Annotated in this window: 6 protein-coding genes; 1 reads left to right on the top strand and 5 read right to left on the bottom strand. The window is 70.4% G+C overall.

Features of this window, described 5'->3' with window-relative positions; all coding sequences use genetic code 11:
- The 4 genes from G4D85_RS46870 to G4D85_RS46885 all read right to left on the bottom strand — a co-directional run.
- Positions 1-8924, bottom strand: an 8924-nt coding sequence (locus tag G4D85_RS46870; protein WP_164021359.1) for a non-ribosomal peptide synthetase, incomplete at its 3' end; no start/stop codon positions are given.
- A 72-nt stretch (positions 8925-8996) separates the two neighbouring features.
- The gene (locus G4D85_RS46875; protein WP_164021361.1) at positions 8997-10655 is read right to left on the bottom strand and encodes a cyclic peptide export ABC transporter; all 1659 of its coding nucleotides are present in this window, start codon (positions 10653-10655) and stop codon (positions 8997-8999) included.
- Between the two features lie 21 nt (positions 10656-10676).
- On the bottom strand, positions 10677-17207 hold the full coding sequence (locus tag G4D85_RS46880) for a non-ribosomal peptide synthetase (protein WP_164021363.1): 6531 nt from the start codon (positions 17205-17207) through the stop codon (positions 10677-10679).
- 496 nt (positions 17208-17703) lie between these two features.
- The gene (locus tag G4D85_RS46885) at positions 17704-18324 is read right to left on the bottom strand and encodes a PDZ domain-containing protein (RefSeq protein ID WP_164021365.1); all 621 of its coding nucleotides are present in this window, start codon (positions 18322-18324) and stop codon (positions 17704-17706) included.
- 292 nt (positions 18325-18616) lie between these two features.
- Between G4D85_RS46885 and G4D85_RS46890 the strand changes: the two genes are divergently transcribed.
- A complete protein-coding gene (locus G4D85_RS46890; protein ID WP_205526018.1) occupies positions 18617-20020 on the top strand; it encodes a cytochrome P450 in 1404 nt (467 codons plus the stop codon).
- A gap of 3 nt (positions 20021-20023) precedes the next feature.
- Here the strand turns inward: G4D85_RS46890 and G4D85_RS46895 are convergent.
- Positions 20024-25036, bottom strand: a 5013-nt coding sequence (locus G4D85_RS46895; RefSeq protein WP_164021369.1) for an amino acid adenylation domain-containing protein, incomplete at its 5' end; no start/stop codon positions are given.

Below are 25036 nucleotides of genomic sequence, written 5' to 3' on the forward strand. Positions count from 1 at the left end.
GCCAGGCCCTCGCCGCCGATGAAGAGCTCCCCGGGCACGCCAGCGGGCACCGGCTGGCCGTGCGGGTCGAGCAGGTACACCTGGGTGGCGGTGATGGGGGTGCCGATGGGAATGGAGGCGGGCACCTGCTGCACGGAGGTCATCCGGAAGCAGGAGGTGAAGAGGGTGCCCTCGGTGGGGCCGTAGCAGGCGGTGACGGGAATGCGCAGCTCGTCGACGACGCGGCGCACGTGGGGGGCGCTCACGACGTCGCCACCGGTGAGCAACTGCTTCACGGACTTGAGGCCGTGCAGGTGGGTCTCCACCATCTGCGAGAAGAGGCCGGAGGTAAGGTGGAGGGTGGAGACGGAGTGGTCCGCGAGGACGGAGGCGAGCGCGTCCAAATCACTCGGCGAAGTCGGGGGGAAGACGACGAGGCGTCCGCCGTTGAGCAGCGGGCCCCAGACTTCGAGGGTGGAGGCGTCGAAGGAGATGGGGGCGATGAGGAGGAAGGACTGGCCGGCGGAGACATCGGCGTAGGGCGCATCGCAGACGGTGCGCAGCACGTTGCGGTGGGAGACGGCGACGCCCTTGGGCCTGCCGGTGGAGCCGGAGGTGAAGTCGATATAGGCCAGGTGCTGGGGCAACAGCGCCACGGCGGGGGCGTGTACCGGCTGCGAGGAGGCATCCACCTCATCCACGAGGAGAACGGGCAGCGCGTCGGAGGCAGGAAGCGAAGCGCGCAGCGCGGAGTGGGTGAGAAGGAGGGCGGGCTGAGCGTCCTCGACCATCTGCGCCAGGCGCTCGGGAGGGTAGGAGGTGTCGAGGGGAAGGTAGGCGCCGCCGGCCTTGAGGATGGCGAGCAGGGAGACGATGAGCTCGACGGATCGCTCGAGAGCGAGAGCGACGGGAGCATCCGGGCGAACGCCGCGTGCGATGAGCAGGTGGGCGAGCTGGTTGGCCCTCGCGTCCAGTTGCCGGTAGGTGAGGCGCTGCTCGGCGAACTCCAGGGCGACGGAGTCGGGGTGCTGGGTGACGACGCGGGAGAAGACGTCAACGAGGGTGGAGTCGCCGGGGAAGGACGAGGGGGAGCGGTTGAAGTCGACGAGGACGGTGCGGCGCTCATCCTCGGAAAGCAGGGGCAGCCGGTGGAAGGGCTCCTCGGGCCTTGCGAGCAGCGTCTCCAGGAAGCCGACGTACAGGCGCGACAGCCGCTCGGCGGTGGCCGGCAGGAACAGGTCGGCGTTGTAGATGAGCGAGCCGACGAGGCCGTCCGGGGACTCGGAGAGGTTGAGCTCCAGATCGAACTTCGCGACCGGGTTGTTCAGCGTGAAGGGGCTGAAGGTCATTCCTTCGCTGGAGAGCTCCGGGATGGGAGCGTTCTGGAGGGCGAAGAGGACCTGGAACAGCGGCGTCCTGTCGAGTGAGCGGCCCGGGGCGAGCGACTCGACGAGGCGCTCGAAGGGGACGTCCTGGTGGTCGTAGGCGCCGAGCGTGGTGTCGCGCACCTGCGAGAGCAATTGCCGGAACGACGGCTTCTCCTCCAGCCGCGCGCGCAGGACGAGGGTGTTGACGAAGAAGCCGATGAGCGACTCGGTCTCACGGAAACGGCGGCCGGCGATGGGGGAGCCGACGACGACATCGTCCTGGCCGCAGTAGCGGGCCAGCACGGCCTGGAAGGAGGCCAGCAGCGCCATGAAGGGGGTGACGCCCTCCTGCTCGCAGAACTCCGCGAGCTGGCGGGAGGCCTGCGCGGGGAACTGGAAGCGGGTGACGGCGCCGCGGAAGGTCTGCACCGAGGGACGCGGGAAGTCCGTGGGCAGCTCCAGCGCCCGGGGGACGCCCGCGAGCCGCTGCTTCCAATAGCCGAGCTGCTGCTCCAGCGCTTCGCCCTGGAGCCACGAGCGCTGCCACACCGCGAAGTCGCCATACTGGAGAGACGGCTCGGGCAGCGGCGAGGGCTCACCCGCGGAGAAGGCCTGGTACAGCGCCGCCACCTCCCGCACCACCTGTCCCAGGGACCAGCCGTCCGAGATGATGTGGTGCATGGTCAGCACCAGCACGTGCTGGGTGGCCGAGAACCGCACGAGCATCACCCGCAGCAGCGGCCCGCGCGTCAGCTCGAAGGGCCGGACCGACTCCTCCGCGGCCAGCCGGTACGCCTCGGCCTCGCGGTCCTCGTTGCCGGAGAGGTCCACGACGTTCAACGGGAAGGGGCCGGGCGGCTGGAGGTGCTGCACCGGGGTGCCACCCTCGTCGCGGAAGGTGGTGCGGAGCGACTCGTGACGTCGCAACAGCTCGGTGAAGGCGCGCTCCAGGGCCTGGACGTCCAGCTTCCCGTCCAGGCGCAGGGGCACCGGCATGTTGTAGTGGGCCGTGCCGGGCTGGAGCTGGTCCAGGAACCACAGGCGCTGCTGGCCGAAGGACACGGGCAGCGCCTCGCCCGTCCTCGGTACCGGCACCAGGTCCGGCAGTGAGATGCCCGAGCCCTTCTGTCGCTCGGTCTCCAGACGCGCGGCGAGCGCCGCGACGGTGGGCATCGAGAACAGGTCTCGCAGCGGCAGCTCGACCTGGAAGGCGGCGCGGACGCGGGAGGCGAGCTGCGTGGCGAGCAGCGAGTGCCCGCCCAGCTCGAAGAAGTTGTCATGCACTCCGACGCGCTCGACGCCCAGCAGCTGCGCCCATACTCCCGCCAGCAGGTCCTCCGTGGGGGTGCGCGGCGCCACGTGCTCCACCGCTTCGTCCCGGCGTGCCTCGCTCGGCGCGGGCAGGGCCTTGCGGTCCACCTTCCCGCCCGGGGCCAGCGGCATCGTGTCCAGCACGACGATGGCCGACGGCACCATGTACTCGGGCAGGCGCTCCTTCACGAAGGACCGCAGCTCCGTGACGGACAGGATCTGCTCCGGCTCCGGCTCGGAGTCCGCGGACTCGTCGTCTGGCTCCTCGCCTCCGGGGCGCGCCGCCGAAGACACGTAGGCCACCAGCCGCTTGTCTCCCGCGGTGTCCTCTCGCACCACGGCCACCGCTTCGCGCACGTCCGGGTGCGCCAGCAGCGCCGACTCCACTTCACCCAGCTCGATGCGGAAGCCGCGCAGCTTCACCTGGAAGTCGATGCGGCCCAGGTACTCCAGCTCCCCGTCCTCCAGCCACCGCACCCGGTCGCCCGTCCTGTACATGCGGGCGCCCGGCTCGGCGCCGAACGGGTCCGGCACGAAGCGCTCCGCCGTCAGCCCCTCCAGTCCGTGGTACCCGCGCGCCACGCCCACGCCTGCCACATACAGCTCTCCCGCCACGCCCACCGGCACGGGGGCCAGGCTCCGGTCCAGCACGTACACCCGCACGTTCGACCATGGCCGGCCAATGGTCACCCGCTCCGGACGAACCGGGCCTCGGGTGATGGTGGCGCACACCGTGGTCTCCGTCGGGCCGTACGCGTTCAACACCACGCGGCTGTTGCCCCACCGGCGCACCAGCTCGGGCGGCAGCGCCTCGCCCGCGGAGATGATGGTGGTCAGCGCCTCAATCCCCTCGTCCGTGAGCTGCGCCAGCACGGACGGCGTCAGCGTCGCCGCGGTGATGTGCTGCTCCCGCAGCAGCGTGCGCAGCGGCTCGTCCGGCAGCAGCCGCTCCCGCGGCGTCAGCACCAGGGTGGCGCCGGCCAGCAGCGTGCCGAACACCTCGCACACGCTGGCGTCGAAGCTGCTGGAGGCATACTGCAGCACCCGGCTGCCCGGGGCGTACCCGTGCGCCCGGCCCGCCGTCAGCGCCGTGTTGCCCAGGCCCCGGTGGTGCAGCAGCGTCCCCTTGGGCCGGCCCGTGCTGCCCGACGTGTAGATGACGTAGGCCAGGCCGTCCGCGCCCACCACCGGCTCGGGGTCCTCTTCCGGCATCCGCTCGATGAGGTGCTGCTCTCCGTCGATGCGGACCACCAGCTTGCCCTCGGCCGGAAGGTCATCCGCCAGCGACTCCTGCGTCAGGAGCAGCGGCGCACCGCTGTCCTCCAGCATGAAGGCCAGTCGCTCGGGCGGGTAGGCCGGGTCCAGCGGGACGAAGGCGCCGCCCGCCTTGAGGATGCCCAGCATCCCCACCACCAGGTCCAGCGAGCGCTCCGTGCACAGCGCCACCCGGACCTCCGGCCCCACGTACCGCCGCCGCAGGTAGTGCGCGAGCTGGTTGGCCCGCGCATTCAGCTCCGCGTACGTCAGCGACTCGCCCTCGAAGACCGCGGCGACCGCGTCCGGGGCGCGCTCCACCTGCGCCTCGAAGAGCTGATGCGCGGTGGTCTCCGGCACCGGGGCGCGCGTGTCGTTCCACTCGACGAGCATCCGCTGGCGCTCGGCGGGGGTGAGCAGCGGCAGCTCGGTGACGGGCCGGAGGGGCTCGGCCATGGCGCTCTCGATGAGCACCAGCAGGTGCGCACTGAGGCGCCGGACGGTGTCCTCCCGGAACAGGTCGGTGCTGTACTCGATGTGCCCGGAGAGGCCCTCGGGGTCCTGGGAGACGGCGAGCGCCAGGTCGAAGCGGGCCGTGTGCACCTTCACCGGCATCGGCTGGAAGCTCAGCCCGGGCATCACCGCGACGCCCGAGGCGTCGTCGCCGCCCACGAGCGCGAACATCACCTGGAAGAGCGGCGTCCGGCTGGGGTCTCGGACCGGCTGGAGCTCCTCCACCAGCTTCTCGAAGGGAACGTCCTGGTGGGAGTAGGCCCCCAGGGTGCTTTCGCGCACGCGGGCGAGGAGCTGGCGGAACGAGGGCGCGTCGTCCAGGCGCGTGCGCAGGGTCAGGACGTTGGCGAAGAAGCCGATGATGCCTTCCAGCTCGGAGAAGCGGCGGCCGGCGATGGAGGTGCCGACGACGACGTCGTCCTGGCCGGAGTAGCGGGCCAGCAGGGCCTGGAAGGAGGCCAGCAGGGCCATGAAGAGGGTGATGCCCTCCTTCTGGCAGAAGTCCTGGAGCGCGCGGGTGAGCGGCGCGGGAATGGGGAAGTGGAAGAAGGCGCCGCGGAACGTCTGGGTCGCCGGCCGGGGGAAGTCGGTGGGCAGATCCAGGTGCGCGGGAGCGCCTTCCAGGTGCCGCTTCCAGTACGCGAGCTGTGTGTCCAGCGCCTCGTCCCGCAGCCACGAGCGCTGCCACACCGCGTAGTCCGCGTACTGCACAGGCATCGCGGGCAGGAGCGCGGGCCGGCCGGAGACGATGGCCTGATAGAGCGTGGCCATCTCACGCACCAGCACGTTGCTGGACCAGCCATCGGAGACGATGTGGTGCATGTTGAGCAGCAGCACGTGCCGCTGCTCGGAGAGGCGGAAGATGCTGGCGCGCATCAGCGGCCCGCGCCCCAGGTCGAACGGCCGTGCGCCGTCCTCGTTCAGGCGCCGACGTGCCTCGGCCTCGCGGTCCTCGTGAGAGGACAGGTCCACCACTGGCAGGTGGAAGGGCGCGGGCGGAGAGATGACCTGGACGGGGGTGCCGCCCTCGTCACGGAAGTGGGTGCGCAGGGCCTCATGGCGACGCACCAGCTCGGTGAAGGCGCGCTCCATCGCGGCCACGTCCAGCATGCCGTCCACGCGCAGGGCGGCGGGCATGTTGTAGATGGCCAGGCCGGGCTGGAACTGGTCGAAGAACCACAGGCGCTGCTGGGCGAAGGACAGCGGCAGCGGCGCGTCCGTCCGGGGAACCGGACGCAGCGGGGGCATCGAGGCGCCCTGGGCGGCCTGGTCGATGCGCAGGGCGAGCCCCTCCAGGGTGGGGGCCTCGAAGAGGGCGCGCAGGGGCAGCTCGACATTGAACGCCGAGCGGATGCGGGCGGCGAGCTGGGTGGCGAGCAGGGAGTGGCCACCCAGCTCGAAGAAGCTGTCCTGCAAGCCCGCCTTGTCGACGCGCAGCAGCTGGGCCCAGACGCCGGCCAGCAGTTGCTCGGTGGGAGTCCGCGGCGCCACGTAGGCGCGCAGCTCGGCGCGAGACTCCGGGGCGGGCAGGGCCTTGCGGTCCACCTTGGCGTTGGCCGTCAGCGGGAAGGCGTCCAGGCGCACCAGGGCGGAGGGCACCATGTACTCGGGCAGTCGCCCTTGCAGGTGCGCGCGCAGGGCGGCGAGGTCGAGGGAGGCGTCGGCGGTGAGGTAGCCGACGAGACGCTTGTCGCCGGGCACGTCCTCGCGGGCGAGGGCCACAGCCTCGCGCACACCGGGGAAGGAGAGGAGGGCGGCCTCGACTTCGGCGAGCTCGATGCGGAAGCCGCGAATCTTCACCTGGAAGTCGGTGCGGCCGAGGAACTCGAGCACGCCGTCGTGGCGCCAGCGAGCCAGGTCGCCGGTGCGGTACATGCGCGCGCCGGGCGTGGGGCTGAAGGGGTTGGGGAGGAAGCGCTCTGCGGTGAGGTCGGGGCGGCGCACATAGCCGCGAGCCAGGCCCTCGCCGCCGATGAAGAGCTCCCCGGGCACGCCAGCGGGCACCGGCTGGCCGTGCGGGTCGAGCAGGTACACCTGGGTGGCGGTGATGGGGGTGCCGATGGGAATGGAGGCGGGCACCTGCTGCACGGAGGTCATCCGGAAGCAGGAGGTGAAGAGGGTGCCCTCGGTGGGGCCGTAGCAGGCGGTGACGGGAATGCGCAGCTCGTCGACGACGCGGCGCACGTGGGGCGCGCTCACGACGTCGCCGCCGGTGAGCAGCTGCTTCACGGACTTGAGGCCGTGCAGGTGGGTCTCCACCATCTGCGAGAAGAGGCCGGAGGTGAGGTGGAGGGTGGAGACGGAGTGCTGCTGGAGGACGGAGGCGAGCGCGTCCAAATCACTCGGTGACGTCGGGGGGAAGACGACGAGGCGTCCGCCGTTGAGCAGCGGGCCCCAGACTTCGAGGGTGGAGGCGTCGAAGGAGATGGGGGCAATGAGGAGGAAGGACTGGCCTGCGGAGACATCCGCGTAGGGCGCATCGCAGACGGTGCGCAGGACGTTGCGGTGGGAGACGGCGACGCCCTTGGGCCTGCCGGTGGAGCCGGAGGTGAAGTCGATATAGGCCAGGTGCTGGGGAGAGAGCGCCACGGCGGGCGAGTGCACCGGCTGGGAGGACGAGTCCACCTCATCGACGAGGAGCAGGGGCAGCGAGTCGGAGGCGGGGAGGGAGGCCTTCAGAGCGGAGTGGGTGAGAAGGAGGACGGGCTGGGCGTCCTCGACCATCTGCGCCAGGCGCTCGGGAGGGTAGGAGGTGTCGAGGGGAAGGTAGGCGCCGCCGGCCTTGAGGATGGCGAGCAGGGAGACGATGAGCTCGACGGAGCGCTCGAGAGCGAGAGCGACGGGCGCATCCGGGCGAACGCCACGTGCGATGAGCAGATGGGCGAGCTGGTTGGAGCGGGCGTCGAGCTGCGAGTAGGTGAGGCGCTGCTCGGCGAACTCCAGGGCGACGGAGTCGGAGTGCTGGGCGACGACGCGGGAGAAGCCGTCGACGAGGGTGGAGTCGCCGGGGAAGGACGAGGGGGAGCGGTTGAAGTCGACGAGGACGGTGCGGCGCTCGTCCTCGGACAGCAGGGGCAGGCGGTGGAAGGGCTCCTCGGGCCTTGAGAGCAGCGTCTCCAGGAAGCCGACGTACAGGCGCGACAGCCGCTGGGCGGTGGCCGGCAGCAGGAGGTCGGTGTTGTAGGTGAGCTGGCCGGAGAAGCCGTCCGGGGACTCCTCGAGGCTGAGCTCGAGGTCGAACTTCGCGACGGAGTTCTCCAGGAGCATCACCTGGATGGACAGGCCCGCGCTGTTGAGCGCCGGCGGCGGCGCGTTCTGGAGGGCGAAGAGGACCTGGAAGAGCGGAGTCCTGTCGAGCGAGCGGCCCGGGGCCAGGGCCTCGACGAGCTTCTCGAAGGGGACGTCCTGGTGGGCCTGGGCGCCGATCGTCTCCTCACGGACGCGCGAGAGCAGCTCGCGGAAGGAAGGATTGCCTTCGAGCCGCGCGCGCAACGCGAGGGTGTTGACGAAGAAGCCGATGAGCCCCTCCATCTCGGCGAAGCGACGGCCGGCGATGGGCGAGCCGACGATGAAGCCGTCCTGGCCGCAGTAGCGGGCCAGCACGGCCTGCCATGCGCCCAGCAGTGCCATGAAGGGGGTGGCGCCCTCCTTGCGGGAGTAGGCGTTCACCTTGTCGGAGAGGGCGCGCGAGAGCCGCACCGGGACGACGGCGCCACGGAACGTCTGCACCGAGGGCCGGCGCTGGTCCGTGGGCAGCTCCAGGACCTGGGGTGCCCCCGTGAGCCGCTGCTTCCAGTGGTTGAGCTGCTTGTCGAGCAGCTCCCCCTGCATCCATGAGCGCTGCCAGAGGGCGACGTCGGGATACTGGAGCGGCAGCTCTGGCAGGGGTGAGGGCTTGCCGGCCCTGAACGCCTGATAGAAAACCGCCATCTCCCGCACCAGCACGCTCATGGACCAGCCATCCGAGACGATGTGGTGCATGTTCAGCTGCAGCAGATGCTGCTCTGCCGAGAGCCGGAGCAGCAGCGCGCGCAGCAGCGGGCCTGTGCCGAGGTCGAACGGGCGGACGGCATGCTCGCCGGCCAGGCGCAGCGCCTCGGCCTCGCGGTCCTCGCGGCCGGAGAGATCGACCTGGTCGACCTCGAAGGGAACGGGAGGAGAGATGACCTGGATGGGCGAGCCCTGGTCCTCGCGGAACGTGGTCCGCAGGGCCTCGTGGCGGCGCACCAGCTCGGTGAAGGCCTGCTCCAGGGCGCTCGTGTCCAGCGCGCCCTCCAGTCGGAGGGTCACCGGCATGTTGTAGTTGGCCGTGCCCGGCTCCAGCCGGTCCAGGAACCACAGCCGCTGCTGAGCGAAGGACAGCGGGAGTGACGCATCCCCTGAGGCCCGGCGTTCTGGCGGAGGAAGCGTGTTGCGCGGCTCCTTCTGCTGGAGCTGCTTCACCAGCTGCGCACGCTTCTCCGGCGACAGAGCCGCGATCTTCTTCTTGATGTCACTCATGGATGTCTCAGCGGGTGCTTCAGGCACTGCACAGGATGAAGACCGAGCGGCGCTCGGGTGTGGACGCGCGCGCTAGGCGCTGAGCACGTTCGTCGACGGCTCACCGACACGCTCGTCGGACAGGAGCTGTCCGAACTCGAGCCGGATGATGCGGTCGGCGAGCTTGAAGTAGCGGTCATCGTGGCTGATGACGATCAGCGCCTTGCCACGCTTCTTCAGGTCCACCAGGATCTGCCGGTAGAAGATCTCCTTGAAGATCGGGTCCTGGTCCGCGGCCCACTCGTCGAAGACGTAGATGGGGCGGTCCTCCAGGTAGGCGACCAGGAGCGCCAGGCGCTTGCGCTGACCCTGGGACAGCTTCGTCGTGGACAGGGTGCCGTCCTCGGCGATGGTGACCTTCTGGTCCAGGTGCAGCTCCTTGAGGTAGGCGCTGGCCTGCTTGACCAGGTCGGGCGAGGACAGCCCCAGCAGTCGATCGAACACGTGGAAGTCGAAGAAGACGGCCGAGAAGTGCTGGCGCAAGGTGTCCAGGTCCTCGGGGCGCACGCTCTTGCCATTGAGCCGCACCTCCCCGGCCTCGGGGCTGTAGAGCCCGGTGAGCAGCTTGGCCAAGGTCGTCTTGCCGCTGCCGTTGCCGCCCACCAGGAAGACCAGCTCCCCCGGGCGCAGCGCGAGGGAGATGGGGCCGAGGGTGAACTTCTCGTCGTCCCGCTCGTTCCGATAGGTATGGGTGATGCCCGCCAGCTCCAGCAGCTCGAAGCTCCGGGGTTGCGTCTGCGCGGGGAGCTCCACCCGGCCGTTCTCCGGCGCCAGCGTCATCCCCAGCTTCTCTATCTGCATCAGCGCCACCTCCGCGCGGCGGAGGTTGGGCAGCATGTAGGTGACGCTGTTGAGCGGCTGCTGGAGGTAGAGGACCACCAGCACCGCGCCCACCAGCTCGGCTGCGGGAATGTTGCCCATCCGGGGAACGACGAGCAGCACGACGCCGATGGCGAAGGTGTAGATGAACATTCCCCAGCTGCCCGCGGCGGCGAAGTACCGGTCGCTGCGCAGCACCAGGCGGCGCACGAGGGCGGCGATGGGCTTCAGCTCGCTGTCGAAGAACGCCCGGCGGCGGTCATTGTTGAGCCGCAGCTCCTTGGAGCCCTCAATCATGGAGGAGAAGCGCCGGAAGAGGTTGTGCGTCTCCTCGCGCCCCTGGCGCTGGTAGCGCATGCCAATGGAGGAGGGGATGGAGTAGGTCAGCTGCCCCAGGACGACGAAGGCCAGGATGACCAGGAAGAGGGGCCAGGACAGCCACGCCAGGTAGATGAGGCCGCCGGTGGCGATGGCGATGTTGATGAAGACCTCCGGCAGCTGGGAGACGCCCTGCCCCAGGGTGACGGTGTCCTGGATGATGGAGTTGAGCATGCGGTGCGAGCCCGACTCCTCGAGGTTGCGCAGCGAGGTGGTGAGCAGGTGCCGGCTGAGCCGCAGGCGCATGTCCATGAGGATTTCCTGCTGGAGCTGACTGAGCAGGAACTGCGAGGCCATGCGCGTCAGCAGGGCCAGGAGCGCCATGCCCATGAAGGGCAGGGCAAAGGACGTGAGCGAGATGTCCGGGCTTCGCGTCAGCACGTTGTTGATGAGCGCCACCAGCGAGGCACTGGCCGCACCGGACAGCATGCCGAACAGGACGGTCAGCAGGGCCAGTCGCTTCGAGGTTCTCAGCAGAATCAGGATGAGTTTCATGGCTTCCGGAGGGGAGGCGAATCAGCGGAGGTCGGAGTTGCCCAGGGCATCGACCATGGACTCCAGCTCGTCGGAGTCCACGTTCTCGGTGAGGGCGGAGATGATGAGGTTGGACATGCTCTCGACGGTGGGGCTCTCGAAGAGCTCGCGCAGGGGCAGCTCGACCTTGAAGATCGAGCGGACGCGGGCCACCAGCTGGGTGGCCAGCAGGGAGTGGCCGCCCAGCTCGAAGAAGTGGTCGTGCATGCCCACCTTGTCGACGCGGAGCACCTCGGCCCACAGGTCGGCAACCTGCTGCTCCAGATCGTCGCGCGGGGCGACGTAGGCGCGCAGCTCGGCGCGTGAGTCCGGGGCGGGCAGGGCCTTGCGGTCCACCTTGGCGTTGGAGGTGAGGGGGAAGGAGTCCAGGCGCACCAGGGCGGAGGGCACCATGTACTCGGGCAGCCGCTGCTGGAGGTGGGAGCGCAGGGCGCCCAGGTCCAGGGACGCGTCGGCGGCGAGATAGCCGACGAGGCGCTTGTCGCCGGGCACGTCCTCACGGGCGAGGGCGACGGCCTCGCGCACGCCGGGGAAGGCGAGCAGGGTGGCCTCGACTTCGGCCAGCTCGATGCGGAAGCCACGCACCTTCACCTGGAAGTCGGTGCGGCCGAGGAACTCGAGCACGCCGTCGTGGCGCCAGCGAGCCAGGTCGCCGGTGCGATACATGCGCGCGCCGGGAGTGGGGCTGAAGGGGTTGGGGACGAAGCGCTCTGCCGTCTGGGCGGGGTTGTGCACGTAGCCGCGGGCCAGGCCCTCGCCGCCGATGAACAACTCCCCGGGCACGCCGACGGGCACCGGCTGGCCGTGCGGGTCGAGCAGGTACACCTGGGTGCCGGTGATGGGAGTACCGATGGGAATGGAGGCGGGCACCTGCTCGGGCGAAGACATGCGGAAGCAGGAGGTGAAGAGGGTGCCCTCGGTGGGGCCGTAGCAGGCCGTCACCGGAATGCCGAGCTCCTCCAGCACGCGGCGCACGTGGGGCGCGCTCACGACGTCGCCACCGGTGAGCAACTGCTTCACGGACTTGAGGCTCTCCAGGTGCGTCTCCACCACCTGCGAGAAGAGGCCGGAGGTGAGGTGGAGGGTGGAGACGGAGTGCCGCTGGAGCACGGAGGCGAGCGTGTCCAGGTCACTGGGGGAGGTGGGGGGGAAGACGACGAGCCGGCCGCCGTTGAGCAGCGGCCCCCAGACTTCGAGGGTGGAGGCGTCGAAGGAGATGGGGGCAATGAGGAGGAAGGACTGGCTGGCGGAGACGTCGGCGTAGGGCGCGTCGCAGACGGTGCGCAGCACGTTGCGGTGGGAGACGGCGACGCCCTTGGGCCTGCCGGTGGAGCCGGAGGTGAAGTCGATATAGGCCAGGTGCTGGGGAGAGAGCGCCACGGCGGGCGAGTGCACCGGCAGAGAGGACGAGTCCACCTCATCCACGAAGAGGAGGGGCAGCGAGTCGGAGGCCGGGAGGGAGGCCTTCAGGGCGGAGTGGGTGAGAAGGAGGACGGGCTGGGCGTCCTCGACCATCTGCGCCAGGCGCTCGGGAGGGTAGGAGGTGTCGAGGGGGAGGTAGGCGCCGCCGGCCTTGAGGATGGCGAGCAGGGAGACGATGAGCTCGACGGAGCGCTCGAGAGCGAGAGCGACGGGAGCATCCGGGCGAACGCCGCGTGCGATGAGCAGGTGGGCGAGCTGGTTGGAGCGGGCGTCGAGTTGCGAGTAGGTGAGGCGCTGCTCGGCGAACTCCAGGGCGATGGAGTCGGGGTGCTGGGCGACGACGCGGGAGAAGGCCTCCGCCATCGTCGAGTCGCGGGGGAAGGCTGCCGGAGCGCGGTTGAAGTCGACGAGGACGGTGCGGCGCTCGTCTTCGGACAGCAGCGGCAGCCGGTGCAGCGCCAACCGGGGCTGGGCGAGCAGCGTCTCCAGGAAGCGCACGTAGTAGCGCGCCATGCGCTCGGCGGTAGCGGGGAGGAACAGGTCCGCGTTGTAGATGAGCTGCCCGGAGAAGCCGTCCGGGGACTCCGCCAGGTTGAGCTCCAACTCGAAGCGCGCCGTGGTGCTTGCGCGGGTGAGCGGCTGGAGGGTGAGGTCGGCGCCCGAGGGAATGCTCACGGGCGCGTTCTGCAAGGCGAAGAAGACCTGGAAGATCGGGGACCTGTCGAGCGCGCGGCCAGAGGCGAGGGACTCGACGAGCTTCTCGAAGGGGAGGTCCTGGTGGGCATGTGCGCCCAGCGTCTCCACATTCAAGCGCGAGAGCAGCTCCTCGAAGGATGGGTTGTCCTCGACACGCGCGCGCAGCGCCAGGGTGTTGACGAAGAAGCCGATGAGCCCTTCCAGCTCGGCGAAGCGGCGGCCGGCGATGGGCGAGCCGACGATGAAGTCCGCCTGCCCGCAGTAGCGCGCGAGGAAGGCCTGGAAGGCCCCCAGCAGCGCCATGAAGGGCGTGGCGCCTCGCTGCTGGCAGAAGGCCTTCAGCGTGCCGGAGAGGGCACGGGATAGCTGCACGGGGACGGAGGCGCCTCGGAACGTCTGCACGGCGGGGCGCGGGAAGTCGGTGGGCAGCTCCAGCATCTGGGGCGCTCCCGCGAGCTGCAGTCGCCAGTAGTCGAGCTGCGCCTCCAGGGCCTCACCGTGCAGCCACGAGCGCTGCCAGACGGCATAGTCGGCGTACTGGACGGGAAGGGCGGGCAGGGGCGAAGGCCGGCCCTGGCGGAAGTCCTCGTAGCTCGCGGCGACCTCGCGCACCAGCACGCCCATGGACCAGCCGTCCGACGCGATGTGGTGCATCGTCAGCAGCAGCAGGTGCTCCCGCTCGCTCATGCGCAGCAGCACCGCGCGCATCAGCGGCCCGTGCTCCAGGTCGAACGGCAGGGCGGACTGCTCCGCGTAGTGCTGGTCTGCCCGGGCCTCGCGGTCCTCGGGAGACAGCGCGCTCAGGTCCACCTGCGTGAAGGGGCACTCTCCCGCCTCCGCGATGGACTGGATGGGGCCGTCCGGCTCGGAGCGGAAGGACGTGCGCAGCACCTCGTGACGCTGCACCAGGGCCTGCAGCGCCCTGCCCAGCGCGGCGGCGTCGAGCTGGCCCTCCAGCCGCACGGCGAAGGGAAGGTTGTAGCTGGTGTTGCCCGGCTGGAGCTGGTCGAAGAACCAGAGCCGCTGCTGCGCGAAGGACAGGGGCAGCGGCTGTTGCCGGGAGACCGGCGCCAGGGGCGGGACGCGGGACGTCCGGGCGGCCCCTTGTCCCAGGCGCTCCGCGAGCGACGCCACGGTGGGCGCCGCGAACATCTCCCCCAGGGGCAGTTCCACGCCCAGGGTGGCGCGGATGCGGGAGACGACCTGGGTGGCCAGCAGCGAGTGACCGCCCAGCTCGAAGAAGTTGTCGTGGATGCCCACCCGCTCCATCCGAAGCACCTGCGCCCAGATGTCCGCGAGCTTCCCTTCCGTGTCGTTCCGCGGGGCAACGTACTCGCGCGTGCGCGCGGTGGCCTCGGCGTCCGGTTCCGGCAGGGCCTTGCGGTCCAGCTTCCCGCTGGGGGACAGCGGGAAGGACTCCAGCATGACGAAGACCGAGGGCACCATGTACTCGGGCAGCGTCGCGCGCAGGGCGTCTCGCAGCATGCCGGTGTCCACCCCTCCCTCTTCCCCGGGCACGACGTAGGCGACCAGCCGCTTGTCGCCAGCGAGGTCCTCGCGCGCCAGCACCACCGCGTGACGCACGGAAGGCTGCGCCGCCAGCGCGGCCTCGATTTCACCCAGCTCGATGCGCAGGCCGCGCACCTTCACCTGGAAGTCGAGCCGGCCCTGGTAGTCGAGGGTGCCATCCGGCAGCCAGCGCGCCAGGTCCCCCGTGCGGTACATGCGCGCGCCAGCCGTCGCGGAGAACGGGTCCGGCACGAAGCGCTCGGCCGTCAGCTCCGGCCGCTGGAGGTAGCCCCGGCCCACCTGCACGCCAGCGATGTACAGCTCGCCGGAGACTCCCACGGGCGCCGGGGACAGCGTCCCATCCAGCACGTAGAGCTGCGTGTTGGCCACCGGGCGGCCGATGGGCACGGAGGCGCGCTCATCGTCCGTGAGGCAGGCCCAATACGTGACGTCCACGGCCGCCTCGGTGGGGCCATAGAGGTTGTGCAGGCCCGCGCCCGGCAGTCGCTCCAGGCACTGCCGCGCCAGCTCCGCGGGCAGCGCCTCACCGCTGCAGATGATGCGACGCACGGAGGTGCACGCCTGCTCCAGCCCGGGCTCCTGGAGGAACGCCTGGAGCATGGAGGGCACGAAGTGCAGGGTGCTCACGCGCTGAGCGGCGATGAGCCCGGCGAGGTAGGCGGGGTCCTGATGCCCACCCGGCCTGGCCAGGACGAGGCGCGCGCCCGTCATCAGCGGCCAGAAGAACTCCCAGACGGAGACGTCGAAGCTGAAGGGCGTCTTCTGCAGCACCGTGTCGGCTGCCGTCAGCCCGTACTCCTGTTGCATCCACAGCAGGCGGTTGACGATGCCCGAGTGGGCATTCATCGCCCCCTTGGGACGGCCGGTGCTGCCCGAGGTGAAGATGACGTAGGCGAGGGCGTCGGGACCGGCCAGCGGCACGGGGCGCGTGATGGGCTGGCGGGCCACCGTCTCCCCGTCCCGGTCCAGGCACACGACGTGGGCGGAGTGCGAGGGCAGCACTTCGAGCAGCCGCTCCTGCGTGAGCAGCACGGGCGCGGAGGCGTCCTCCAGCATCCACGCGAGGCGCTCGCGCGGGTACGCCGGGTCCAACGGAACGTAGGCCCCGCCGGCCTTCAGCACGCCCACCAGCGCCACCACCAACTCCAGCGAGCGCTCCAGGCAGACGCCGACGCGGGACTCGGGCCCCACGCCCAGCCAGCGCAGGTGGTGAGCCAGCTGGTTGGCCCGCGCGTCGAGCTGCGCGTAGGTGAGCGCCGAGTCCTCGAAGCGCACGGCTTCTGCCTCGGGCGTGCGTTCCACCTGCGCCTCGATGAGCGAGTGCAGGCTCACGTCTCGCGGGTACGCCTCGTCGGGGCCGCGGAAATCCACCAGGAGCTGGCGCTGCTCTCCTGCCGTCAGCAACGGCAGCTCCGCCAGCCGCAGGTCCGGATTCGCCGCCAGCTCTCCCAGCAGCGTGTAGAAGTGCCCGCGCAGCCGCTGAATCGTGGCGGTGTCGAAGAGGTCCGTGTTGTATTCGAGCCAGCCGAAGATCTCGTCCGGCCGGTCCTCACGCAGCTCCAGCAGCAGGTCGAACTTGGCGGAGCCCGGGTCCACCAACAGGTAGGTGGATTGCAACCCCGGCATGGACAGGTCCTGGCGCGGGGTGTTCTGGAAGCTGAACATCACCTGGAACAGCGGGTGACGGCTCCGGTCGCGGGGTGGACGCAGCTCCTCCACCAGCTTCTCGAACGGCAGCTCCTGGTGCGCGTACGCCGCCATGCACACCGTCTTCGCGCGGCGCAGCAGCTCGCGGAACGTCGGGTTGCCCTCCAGGTCCCCGCGCAGCACCAGCGTGTTGACGAAGAAGCCGATGAGCGACTCGAGCTCGGGCACGTTGCGGCCCGCGATGGGCGACCCGATGGCGAAGTCGGTCTGGCCCGAGTGCCGATGCATCAACGTCTGGAATGCGGCCATCAGCGTCATGAAGAGGGTGGCGCCCTCCTGCTGGCTGACCTCCTTCAACGCACGCGTCAGCGCCACCGGCAGCGTGACGAACTGGCGCGAGCCCCGGTACGTCTGCACGGGCGGGCGGGGCCTGTCGGTGGGCAGCTCCAGCGGCGCGGGGAGCGTGCGCAGTTGCTGCTTCCAGAAGTCCAGCTCCGCGCGCAGCCGCTCGCCCTGCATGCGCTCGCGCTGCCACACCGCGAAGTCCGAGTACTGGATGGACAGCTCGGGCAGCTCCGCCGGCTGGCCCGCGACTTCGGCCGCGTACAGCGCCATCAGCTCGCGCACGAAGACGCCCAGCGACCAGCGGTCCGTCACCAGATGGTGCATGGTGACGAGTGCAACATGGTTGTCCGGCCCCAGCCGCAGCACCTTGCCGCGCAGCAGCGGTCCGCGCGCCAGGTCGAAGGTGCGCCGCGACTCCTCGCTGGTGAGGCGCTCCACCTCGGTGTCCTGCGCCTCCTTCGGCAGGTGCGAGACGTCCTCGACGGGGATGTGCAGGTGCAAGTCAGGAAGCACCACCTGCACGGGCATGCCGTCGTCGCGCGCGGCGAAGACGGTGCGCAGCGACTCGTGGCGCGCCACCACCCCGTTCACACAGCGCTCCAGCAGGGCGATGTCCAGCACGCCGGTGAACTGCACGGTGATGTGGACGTTGTAGGCGAAGGCGCGGCCGCCCTCGAGCTGGTCCACAACCCACAGCCGCTGCTGCGGGAAGGACGTCGGCGCCGGCCCCGTGTCGTCGCGGCGCGGAATGGTGCGCGCCAGGGTCTTCTGGGTCGTCGCCTGGAGCTGGCCCTTCTTCTCCTTCAGGAGCAGCTCATACAGCGCGCGCTGCTTCGGGGTGAGCTTGTCGAGATGACTTCGGCTGGCGCTCATGAGGCTTCCTGGACCGGACTGGCAGGGGGATGTTTCGGGCTGGAGCAGGCCTCACCGGGTGGCGACCGCGGCGAGGCTCTACCGGATGCGTTTCAGGCTCATTGACAGGGCGGAATGGTGCGCCTGGCCCGAGGGCTTACGACCCTGGCCGGCACAAACGACATGTGCGCCCTGCACCTACTTGGCCGCTGCTGTTTCACGTGCAGATCCCTGCGGAAGCCTCGGTGAAACACAACCAGGCTTCAATAAAGCGAAGTCATGAGACTCGCACGAAATCATGCAGCGCGGCAATGAGCCCCACCTGGTAAATCAGCGCCTACATTGAAATTCCAGGTGGGCCCCAGGAGGCCCGGCCCTGTACTCACGTCACAGGCATGCCGCGGTGCCTCCAGAACGGCGAAGCCCCCGGCTCGCGCATCCCGACGTGGGACGGCGTCACCAGGGGCTTCGGCGCGTAGGCCCTCACGCGCACCTGCGTCGTACCGCTCGGAGGAGCTCAGCGCACGTCGTAGGTCTTCCGGACGGGGACGCCACCACGCTCCAGGTCCAGCTCGATGTGTCGGGTCTCGCGCAGGCTCTCGTAGGCCGCCAGCGCGCCCTCGGGCGTCTTGAGCGACTGGCCGTTGACCCGCTGGAGTACGTCACCGTTCTGGAGCCCCAGAAGCGCTGCGAGCGAGCCCGGGCGGATGGCGAACAGCTTGAAGCCCTGGGGCTGACCTTCCCGGAACATGGGCACGATGCGGGCCTGGCCGGCCAGCGTGTCCGGATAGGTCATCGCGGTGCGCACGTCCGTGCCGGGGACCTCGTACGCATGCTCGCCAATCATCCGGATGCCGCTCCAGGGAGCGGCGGTGATCGCGGGCGTCGAGGACGGTGTTGGCGACTGCCACTGTGACGGGCCCGAGGCGGGAATGACGATGCGCTCGCGCTCGATGACGATGGAGGGCGTCTCGCCGGTGGCGCTCACGCTCCGGGGGCGCGCGTCTCCGAGCTCGGGGATGAAGCGGCTGAGCTTGAAGTCCGGGAGCAGGTTCATCGCGCTCGCCGCCACGGGAATGGCGAAGAGGATGAGGGCACCGCTCAACAGCCAGAATTGCTTGCGGGTGAAGCGCTCCATCGTCGTGGCTCCTCTCGGTTCAGGGACACGACGGCCATGAGCAAGCGCGGTGCCATGACGCTCCGGCCGCGGGGTTTCACCCGGAGCACGTGCGCCGCGCGGGGCCCGCCGACGCTGGGGTCGGGACCCGCTGTCACGAATGCGGGGGAAGGCGGATGACAGGTTGTCACGGCGGACAACGGGGCTCGCTTCCGGCGAGACGTGAGGGGCCCGGTCGACGTGTCGGTGACGGTACTGATGCTAGTCTTCGCGCTCGCGAGTCCCCGGCGCATCCGTCCCGGCCAGGTTTCCCATGTCTCAGCTCCCGCGTCCTCCGGCTCCTCCCTCCCTCCCGCTGATGTGGAAGCTCCTCCGCGCGAGGCAGCACCTCAGCCCGCTCCACCTCAGCCTCGCCCGTGAGTACGGAGACGTCGTGTGGCTGCGCGCGCCAGGGGTGAACACCTACCTCGTCAGCACCCCGGCGCTCATCAAGCACTACCTGGCCGAAAACGCGGTCAACAACTACGTGAAGCACCCCGGGCCGGTGGCCCGCACCCTCGTCATGGGGGAGAGCATCTCCACCATGGAGGGCCCCGGCTGGCTGCGGCATCGGCGCCTGCTCCAGCCAGGCTTCCAGCGCGAGCGCATGCTGGCCGCCGTGCCGAAGATGGTCGAGGTCTTCCAGCACGAGCTCGACACCCACTGGGAGCCCCGGGTGCGAGGAGGCGAGCCGCTGGACGTGCTCCCGGCGATGTCGAGCCTCGTCCTGTCGGTGCTGGGGCCGCTCGTGTGCTCCGAGGAAGTGCCCCAGGATGTCCGCGACGCGGTGTACCGGTACATGCGCTTCGCGTTCGAGCCCGACCCGCTGCTGCATCAACTGGGCGTCCTGCCGGAAGCGGTGGTCCGCTACGACTCCCGGCGCCGCCACCCCCTGGCCCGCGAGTCGGGACGCCGCATCAACAAGTACGCCTGGGACATGGTCCGCAAGCGGATGGGAATGTCGGAACAGCCGGACGACATGCTCGGGATGATCATCGACGCGCGTGACGCCGCGGGCGAGCGGATGAAGGAAGTGGAGGTCCGCGACGAGCTCGTCGAGCTGATCTACGGAGGCCAGTTCGGGACGAGCAGCGGCCTTTCCTGGATGTGGCACTACCTGTCGCTCCATCCGGAGGTGTTCCAGCGTATGGGTGACGAGGTGGAGCGCGTCCTCGGCGGGCGGGCGCCAGCGGTGACGGACCTGCGGGACCTGCAGTACGTGACGCAGGTCTTCGATGAAACCCTGCGGCTCCATCCGCCCGCGCCCGGCCAGGGCCGGATTGCCATCAAGGAGGACACGCTCGGCGGCTATCACGTCCCGGTGGGCACCACGGTGTTCGGCTCCACGTACGCCATGCACCGGCACCCGGACTACTGGACGGAGCCCGAGGTCTTCGACCCCAGCCGCTTCGCCCCGGAGAAGGTCAAGGAGCGGCCCCGGTTTCTCTACCTGCCGTTCGGCGCGGGCCAGCGAGTCTGCATCGGCTCGATGCTGGCGTCGCTCATGGCCACGCTGAGCACCGTGCTGCTGACCCAGCGCTATCGCCTGGAGGCCGTTCCCGGGAAGAAGGTGCGACCGCTCACCGGCGGCGCCCACTTCCCGGACAACCTCTGGCTGAAGGTGCTGCCGGCGCGCGCGGGCGCCCCTGCGTCGAGGCCGAGCGCAGTCGCCGGGTAGTCGTTACGCGTCCTCCTCGCCCGCGCGCACCCGCTCCAGCAGCGCGGTGAGCTGCTCAGCCAACACCTGCACGTCCGGCGCGCGCAGCACGCTGTAGTGGTTGCCGGGCACGTCCCGCTGCTCCAGGCCACCCACGGCAAGGGGCGTCCAGCCTCGGTCTCGTGCCTGCGTCGGGTCCTCCGCGCCTTCACTGGCGCGCAGCATCGTCACCCGGCCGGCGTAGGGCCTGGGCACGTAGTGCTTCAGCGCGCGCGTGTTGCTGGCGAAGACCTCGAAGAGGGTGCGGAGCGCTGACAGGTCCAGCTCGGGAACGAGCACGCCCGCCTCACGTCCCGCGTCCAGCAGTCCCTGGAGTACGGCGTCAGGCCCCTGGCCGACGAGCTCCGGGTCGGGCATCCACCGGCCTCCCACGACGAGCTGTGCCTGGTCCCTGGCGAAGAGGGCCGCCAGCTGCGCGCGGTCCCAGGTGTCCGTCCTCACGCGGTCCTCGGTGGCCGCGCTGGGGTCGATGAGCGCCAGCAGGTCCACCCGCTCGCCACGCGCCTGGAGCTGGCGGGCCATCTCGAAGGCCACGACCGCGCCCATGGACCAGCCACCGAGCAGGTAGGGCCCCTGGGGTTGCACGGTGCGAATGGACTCGAGGTAGAGGGCGGCCATCTCCTCGAGGGTCTCCAGCGCCGGCTGCTGTCCGTCGAGTCCCTGGGACTGGAGCCCGTACACGGGCTGCTCCGGGCCCAGCCGTCGCGCGAGCTCCGCGTAGCCGAGCACGTTGCCTCCCACCGCGTGGACGAGGAAGAAGGGCCGGCGCTCCCCTCCGCGCTGGATGGGCACGAGCGGCGAGAAGGGCGCGGGCACCTGCCGCAGCAGTGCGGCGAGTCCCTCCACGGTGGGTGCCTGGAACAGCGAGGCCAGCGGCAGCTCGCGCCCGGTGCGCTCCCGGATGCGGGCCATCAGCTGGACGGCGAGCAGCGAGTGCCCGCCCAGCTCGAAGAAGTTGCCGCGGATGCCCACGGACGGGATGCCCAGCAGCTCCTCCCAGATGCCCGCCAGCAGGTGCTCCAGCACGTCGCGCGGAGCCACCGCCGTGTCCGGCGCGGCGACACGGGCGAGGTCCGGGACAGGCAGCGCCTTGCGGTCCACCTTGCCGTTGGGCGTGAGGGGCAGGGCCTCCAGCACCACGAAGGCGGAGGGCACCATGTGCTCAGGCAGCCGCTGCTTGAGGGCGGCACGCAGCGTCTCCGGCTCCAGTGTCACACCGGCGGCGGGCACCGCGTAGGCGACGAGGCGCTTGTCGCCGGGCCGGTCCTCACGCACCAGCACCAGGGCCTGACGCACGCCGGTGTGGGCGGACAGCACCGCCTCGATTTCTCCCAGCTCGATGCGGAAGCCACGCAGCTTCACCTGGAAGTCGGTGCGGCCCAGGTACTCCAGCGTGCCGTCAGGCAGCCAGCGCACCCGGTCTCCGGTGCGGTACAGGCGCGCGCCGGGGGTGGTGCTGAAGGCGTCGGGCACGAAGCGCTCGGCGGTGAGCTCCGGGCGGCCCAGGTAGCCACGGGCCAGTCCGACGCCGCCGATGAACAGCTCCCCGGGGACGCCCACGGGCACCGGGCGCAGGTGCGCGTCCAGCACGTAGAGGCGGGTGTTGGAGAGCGCCTTGCCGAGCGGCGGCTTGAGGCCATCCGGCACGCATGGGTGCAGGGTGGCGATGACGGTGGCCTCGGTGGGGCCGTAGGCGTTGAGGAACTGGCGGCCGGGGGCCCACTTCGCCACCACCTCGGCGGTGCAGGCCTCGCCGCCGGAGATGAGGGTGCCCAGCGCCTCCAGCCCGTCCGTGGGCAGCAGCGCCAGCACGGAGGGTGGCAGCAGGACGGAGTCGATGGACTGGCCGCGCAGCGTGTCCACCAGCGGCTGGCCGGGCAGCAGCGCCTCGCGAGGCGCGAGCACCAGGGTGGCTCCATGCAGCAGCGCCGTCGTCACCTCGTACACGGCGGCGTCGAAGCTGAAGGACGCGAACTGGAGCACGCGCTGGCCGGGACGCAGGCCGGTGGCCTCCACCATGTGGCGCGTCAGGTTGGGCACGCCGCGATGGGCCACCATGACGCCCTTGGGACGGCCGGTGCTACCCGACGTGTAGATGACGTACGCGAGACTGTCCGCCGTGACCGTCCGCTCCGGCGCGGTGGCCGGGTGGTGGGCCAGCGTGGCGGTGTCGAGCGCCAGCACCTCGCCGGTGTAGGCCGGCAGCGCGTCGCGCAGGTGCGAGTGGGTGAGGAGCACCGCCGCGCCGGAGTCCTGGAGCATGAAGTCCAGGCGCTCGCGCGGGTAGGCCGGGTCCAGCGGAACGTAGGCACCCCCGGCCTTGAGCACGCCGAGCAGGCCGATGACGAGGTCGAACGAGCGCTCCAGGCACAGGGCCACGCGTGTGTCGGGACGGACGCCCCGGGCACGCAGCTCATGGGCGAGCTGGTTGGCGCGGACGTCCAGCTCGCGGTAGCTCAGCGACTGCCCGCCGAAGCGCAGGGCCTCGGCATCGGGCGCCCTCGCGACCTGGACCTCGAACAGCTCGTGGAGGGTGGCGCCGTCCTCGAAGGGCGCGGCGGTCTCGTTCCATTGCCTCAGGAGCCGTGCCTGTTCGGCTTCGCGCATGAGCGGCAGCTCGAGGAGCCGCTGGTCTGGATTGGCGGAGAGTGCTTCGAGCAGCGTGCCCAGGTGCTCCGCCATGCGCTCGATGGTGGCGGCGTCGAACAGGTCGGTGTTGTAGCTCAGCGAGCCATGCAGCCCCTGGGGCCCGGGCGCCATCACCAGGGTCAGCTCGAACTTGGCGACGTGGATGGGCGCCGTCACGGAGGAGAGCTGCAAGCCGGGCAGTGAGATGGAGGAAGAGGGCAGGTTCTGCAGCGAGAACATGACCTGGAACAGCGGCGAGCGGCTCAAGTCGCGCTCGTGCTGGAGGACTTCCACCAGCTTCTCGAAGGGCACCTCCTGATGGGCGTAGGCGCCCAGCGTCGCCTCGCGAACCTGAGCCAGGTGGGACGTGAAGGTGTCCTCGGCGGAGAAGCGCGCGCGCAGGGCCAGCGAGTTGATGAAGAAGCCGATGAGGCCCTCCGTCTCCGAGCGGTTGCGGCCGGCGATGGGCGAGCCAACGACGAGGTCGTCCTGTCCGGAGTACCGGTGCAGCAGCGTCTGCCAGGCAGCCAGCAGCACCATGAAGAGGGTGGCATCGTGTTCGCGGGTGAGCGACTCCAGCTTCTGGTTGAGCTCGGGCGGAAGCGCGAAGGCCCACGTCGCGCCGTGGAAGGTCTGAACGGGTGGGCGGGGCCTGTCGGTGGGCAGCTCCAGGGCCTGGGGCGCGCCACCGAGCTGCCGCTTCCAGTAGCCGAGCTGCGCTTCGAGCACGTCACCGCGCAGCCAGCTCCGCTGCCACTCCGCGTAGTCGGCGTACTGCACCGGCAGATGTGGAAGTCGGGCTGTCTTGCCGGCGGCGAAGGCCTCGTAGAACGCCGCCAGCTCACGGACGAGCACGCCCAGGGACCAGCCGTCGGAGACGATGTGGTGGGCGTTGAGCAGCAGCACGTGGTCATCAGACGCCAGCCGGAGCAGCGAGGCGCGGAACAGCGGTCCGCGGGACAGGTCGAACGGGCGGATGCCCTCTTCGCTGGCCAGGCGGTGGGCTTCGCGCTCCCGCTGCTCGGCGGGCAGCGCGCCCAGCTCCACCACGGGCAGCCGGAAGCCGGAGACCGTGTGGATGACCTGCACGGGCTCGCCCTGGTTGGCGGCGAAGGTGGTGCGCAGGGACTCGTGGCGCTGGATGAGGGCCTCCAGGCTCCGCTCCAGCGCTGCGACATCGAGCGCTCCGGTGAGCCGCACCGGGGACGGCATGTTGTAGGCGGAGCTGCCCGGCTGGAGCTGGTCGATGAACCACAGGCGCTGCTGCGCGAAGGACAGCGGCAGATCCTTCGTTCGCGCCACGGGGACGAGCGGGGGCGCCTGGAGGCCGGGCGTGGACTTGCGTGTGGATTCGATGCGCGCGGCGAGGGCCGCGACGGTGGGCGCCTCGAAGAGGGCGCGCAGGGGCAGCTCCACGCCCAGCACGGAGCGCACGCGGGAGATGAGCTGCGTGGCCAGCAGGGAGTGTCCGCCGAGGGCGAAGAAGCCGTCGGTGACGCTGACGCGGGGCAGCCGCAGCACTTCGCAGAAGAGAGGCGCGAGCTTCTCTTCCTCGGGGGTGCGAGGTGCGGTGAAGGGAGCATCGCCGCGAAGGCTGTCGGCGTCGGGAGCGGGCAGCATGCGGCGTGCGAGCTTGCCGCTGGGGGTGAGTGGCAGGGCCGCCAGGGAGACGAAGGCGGAGGGCACCATGTACTCGGGCAGCCGCTGGAGGAGGAAGGAGCGCAGTGCGTCGGTGTCGAGCGCCGCCAGGGACGAGTCACCCGGAGTCACGGGTGCCGTGACGAGGTAGCCAACGAGACGCTTGTCGCCGGGCGAGTCCTCGCGCACCGCGGCAGCGGCGTCGCGCACGCCAGGCGCGGCGCGCAGGGTGGCTTCCACTTCACCCAACTCGATGCGGAAGCCGCGCAGCTTCACCTGTCCGTCGAGGCGACCGAGGAAGTCAACGGTGCCGTCGGCCTTCCAGCGGGCGGAGTCGCCGGTGCGGTACAGGCGCGCGCCGGGCACGTCGCTGAAGGGGTGGGGGACGAACTTCTCGGCCGTCAGCTCTGGCCTGCCGGAATAGCCGAGGGCCAGATGGGTGCCGCCGATGAAGAGCTCTCCAGGGACGCCCACCGGGCAGGGCTGGCCATGCGCGTCCAGCACGTACAACTGCGTGTGCGGCAGGGGAGCGCCAATGGAGGGAAGGCGGGGCCAGGAGGCCGGAGGCCCTTGCAGGCGGAGGGCGGAGACGACGTGCGTCTCGGAGGGGCCGTACTGGTTCTCCAGCACGCAGCCCGGAAGCCTCTCGAAGAAGGCCACCAGGGCGGGCGTCACCTGGAGTTGCTCGCCGGCCGTCACCACCTCGCGCAG

It is taken from the genome of Pyxidicoccus trucidator, assembly GCF_010894435.1.
GTDB lineage: Bacteria > Myxococcota > Myxococcia > Myxococcales > Myxococcaceae > Myxococcus > Myxococcus trucidator.

Excerpts from the sequence above, each read along its gene's own strand:
- G4D85_RS46880 (WP_164021363.1), bottom strand. The coding sequence starts at position 17,207 with ATGAGCGCCAGCCGAAGTCATCTCGACAAGCTCACCCCGAAGCAGCGC.
- G4D85_RS46875 (WP_164021361.1), bottom strand. The coding sequence starts at position 10,655 with ATGAAACTCATCCTGATTCTGCTGAGAACCTCGAAGCGACTGGCCCTG.
- G4D85_RS46885 (WP_164021365.1), bottom strand. The coding sequence starts at position 18,324 with ATGGAGCGCTTCACCCGCAAGCAATTCTGGCTGTTGAGCGGTGCCCTC.
- G4D85_RS46890 (WP_205526018.1), top strand. The coding sequence starts at position 18,617 with ATGTCTCAGCTCCCGCGTCCTCCGGCTCCTCCCTCCCTCCCGCTGATG.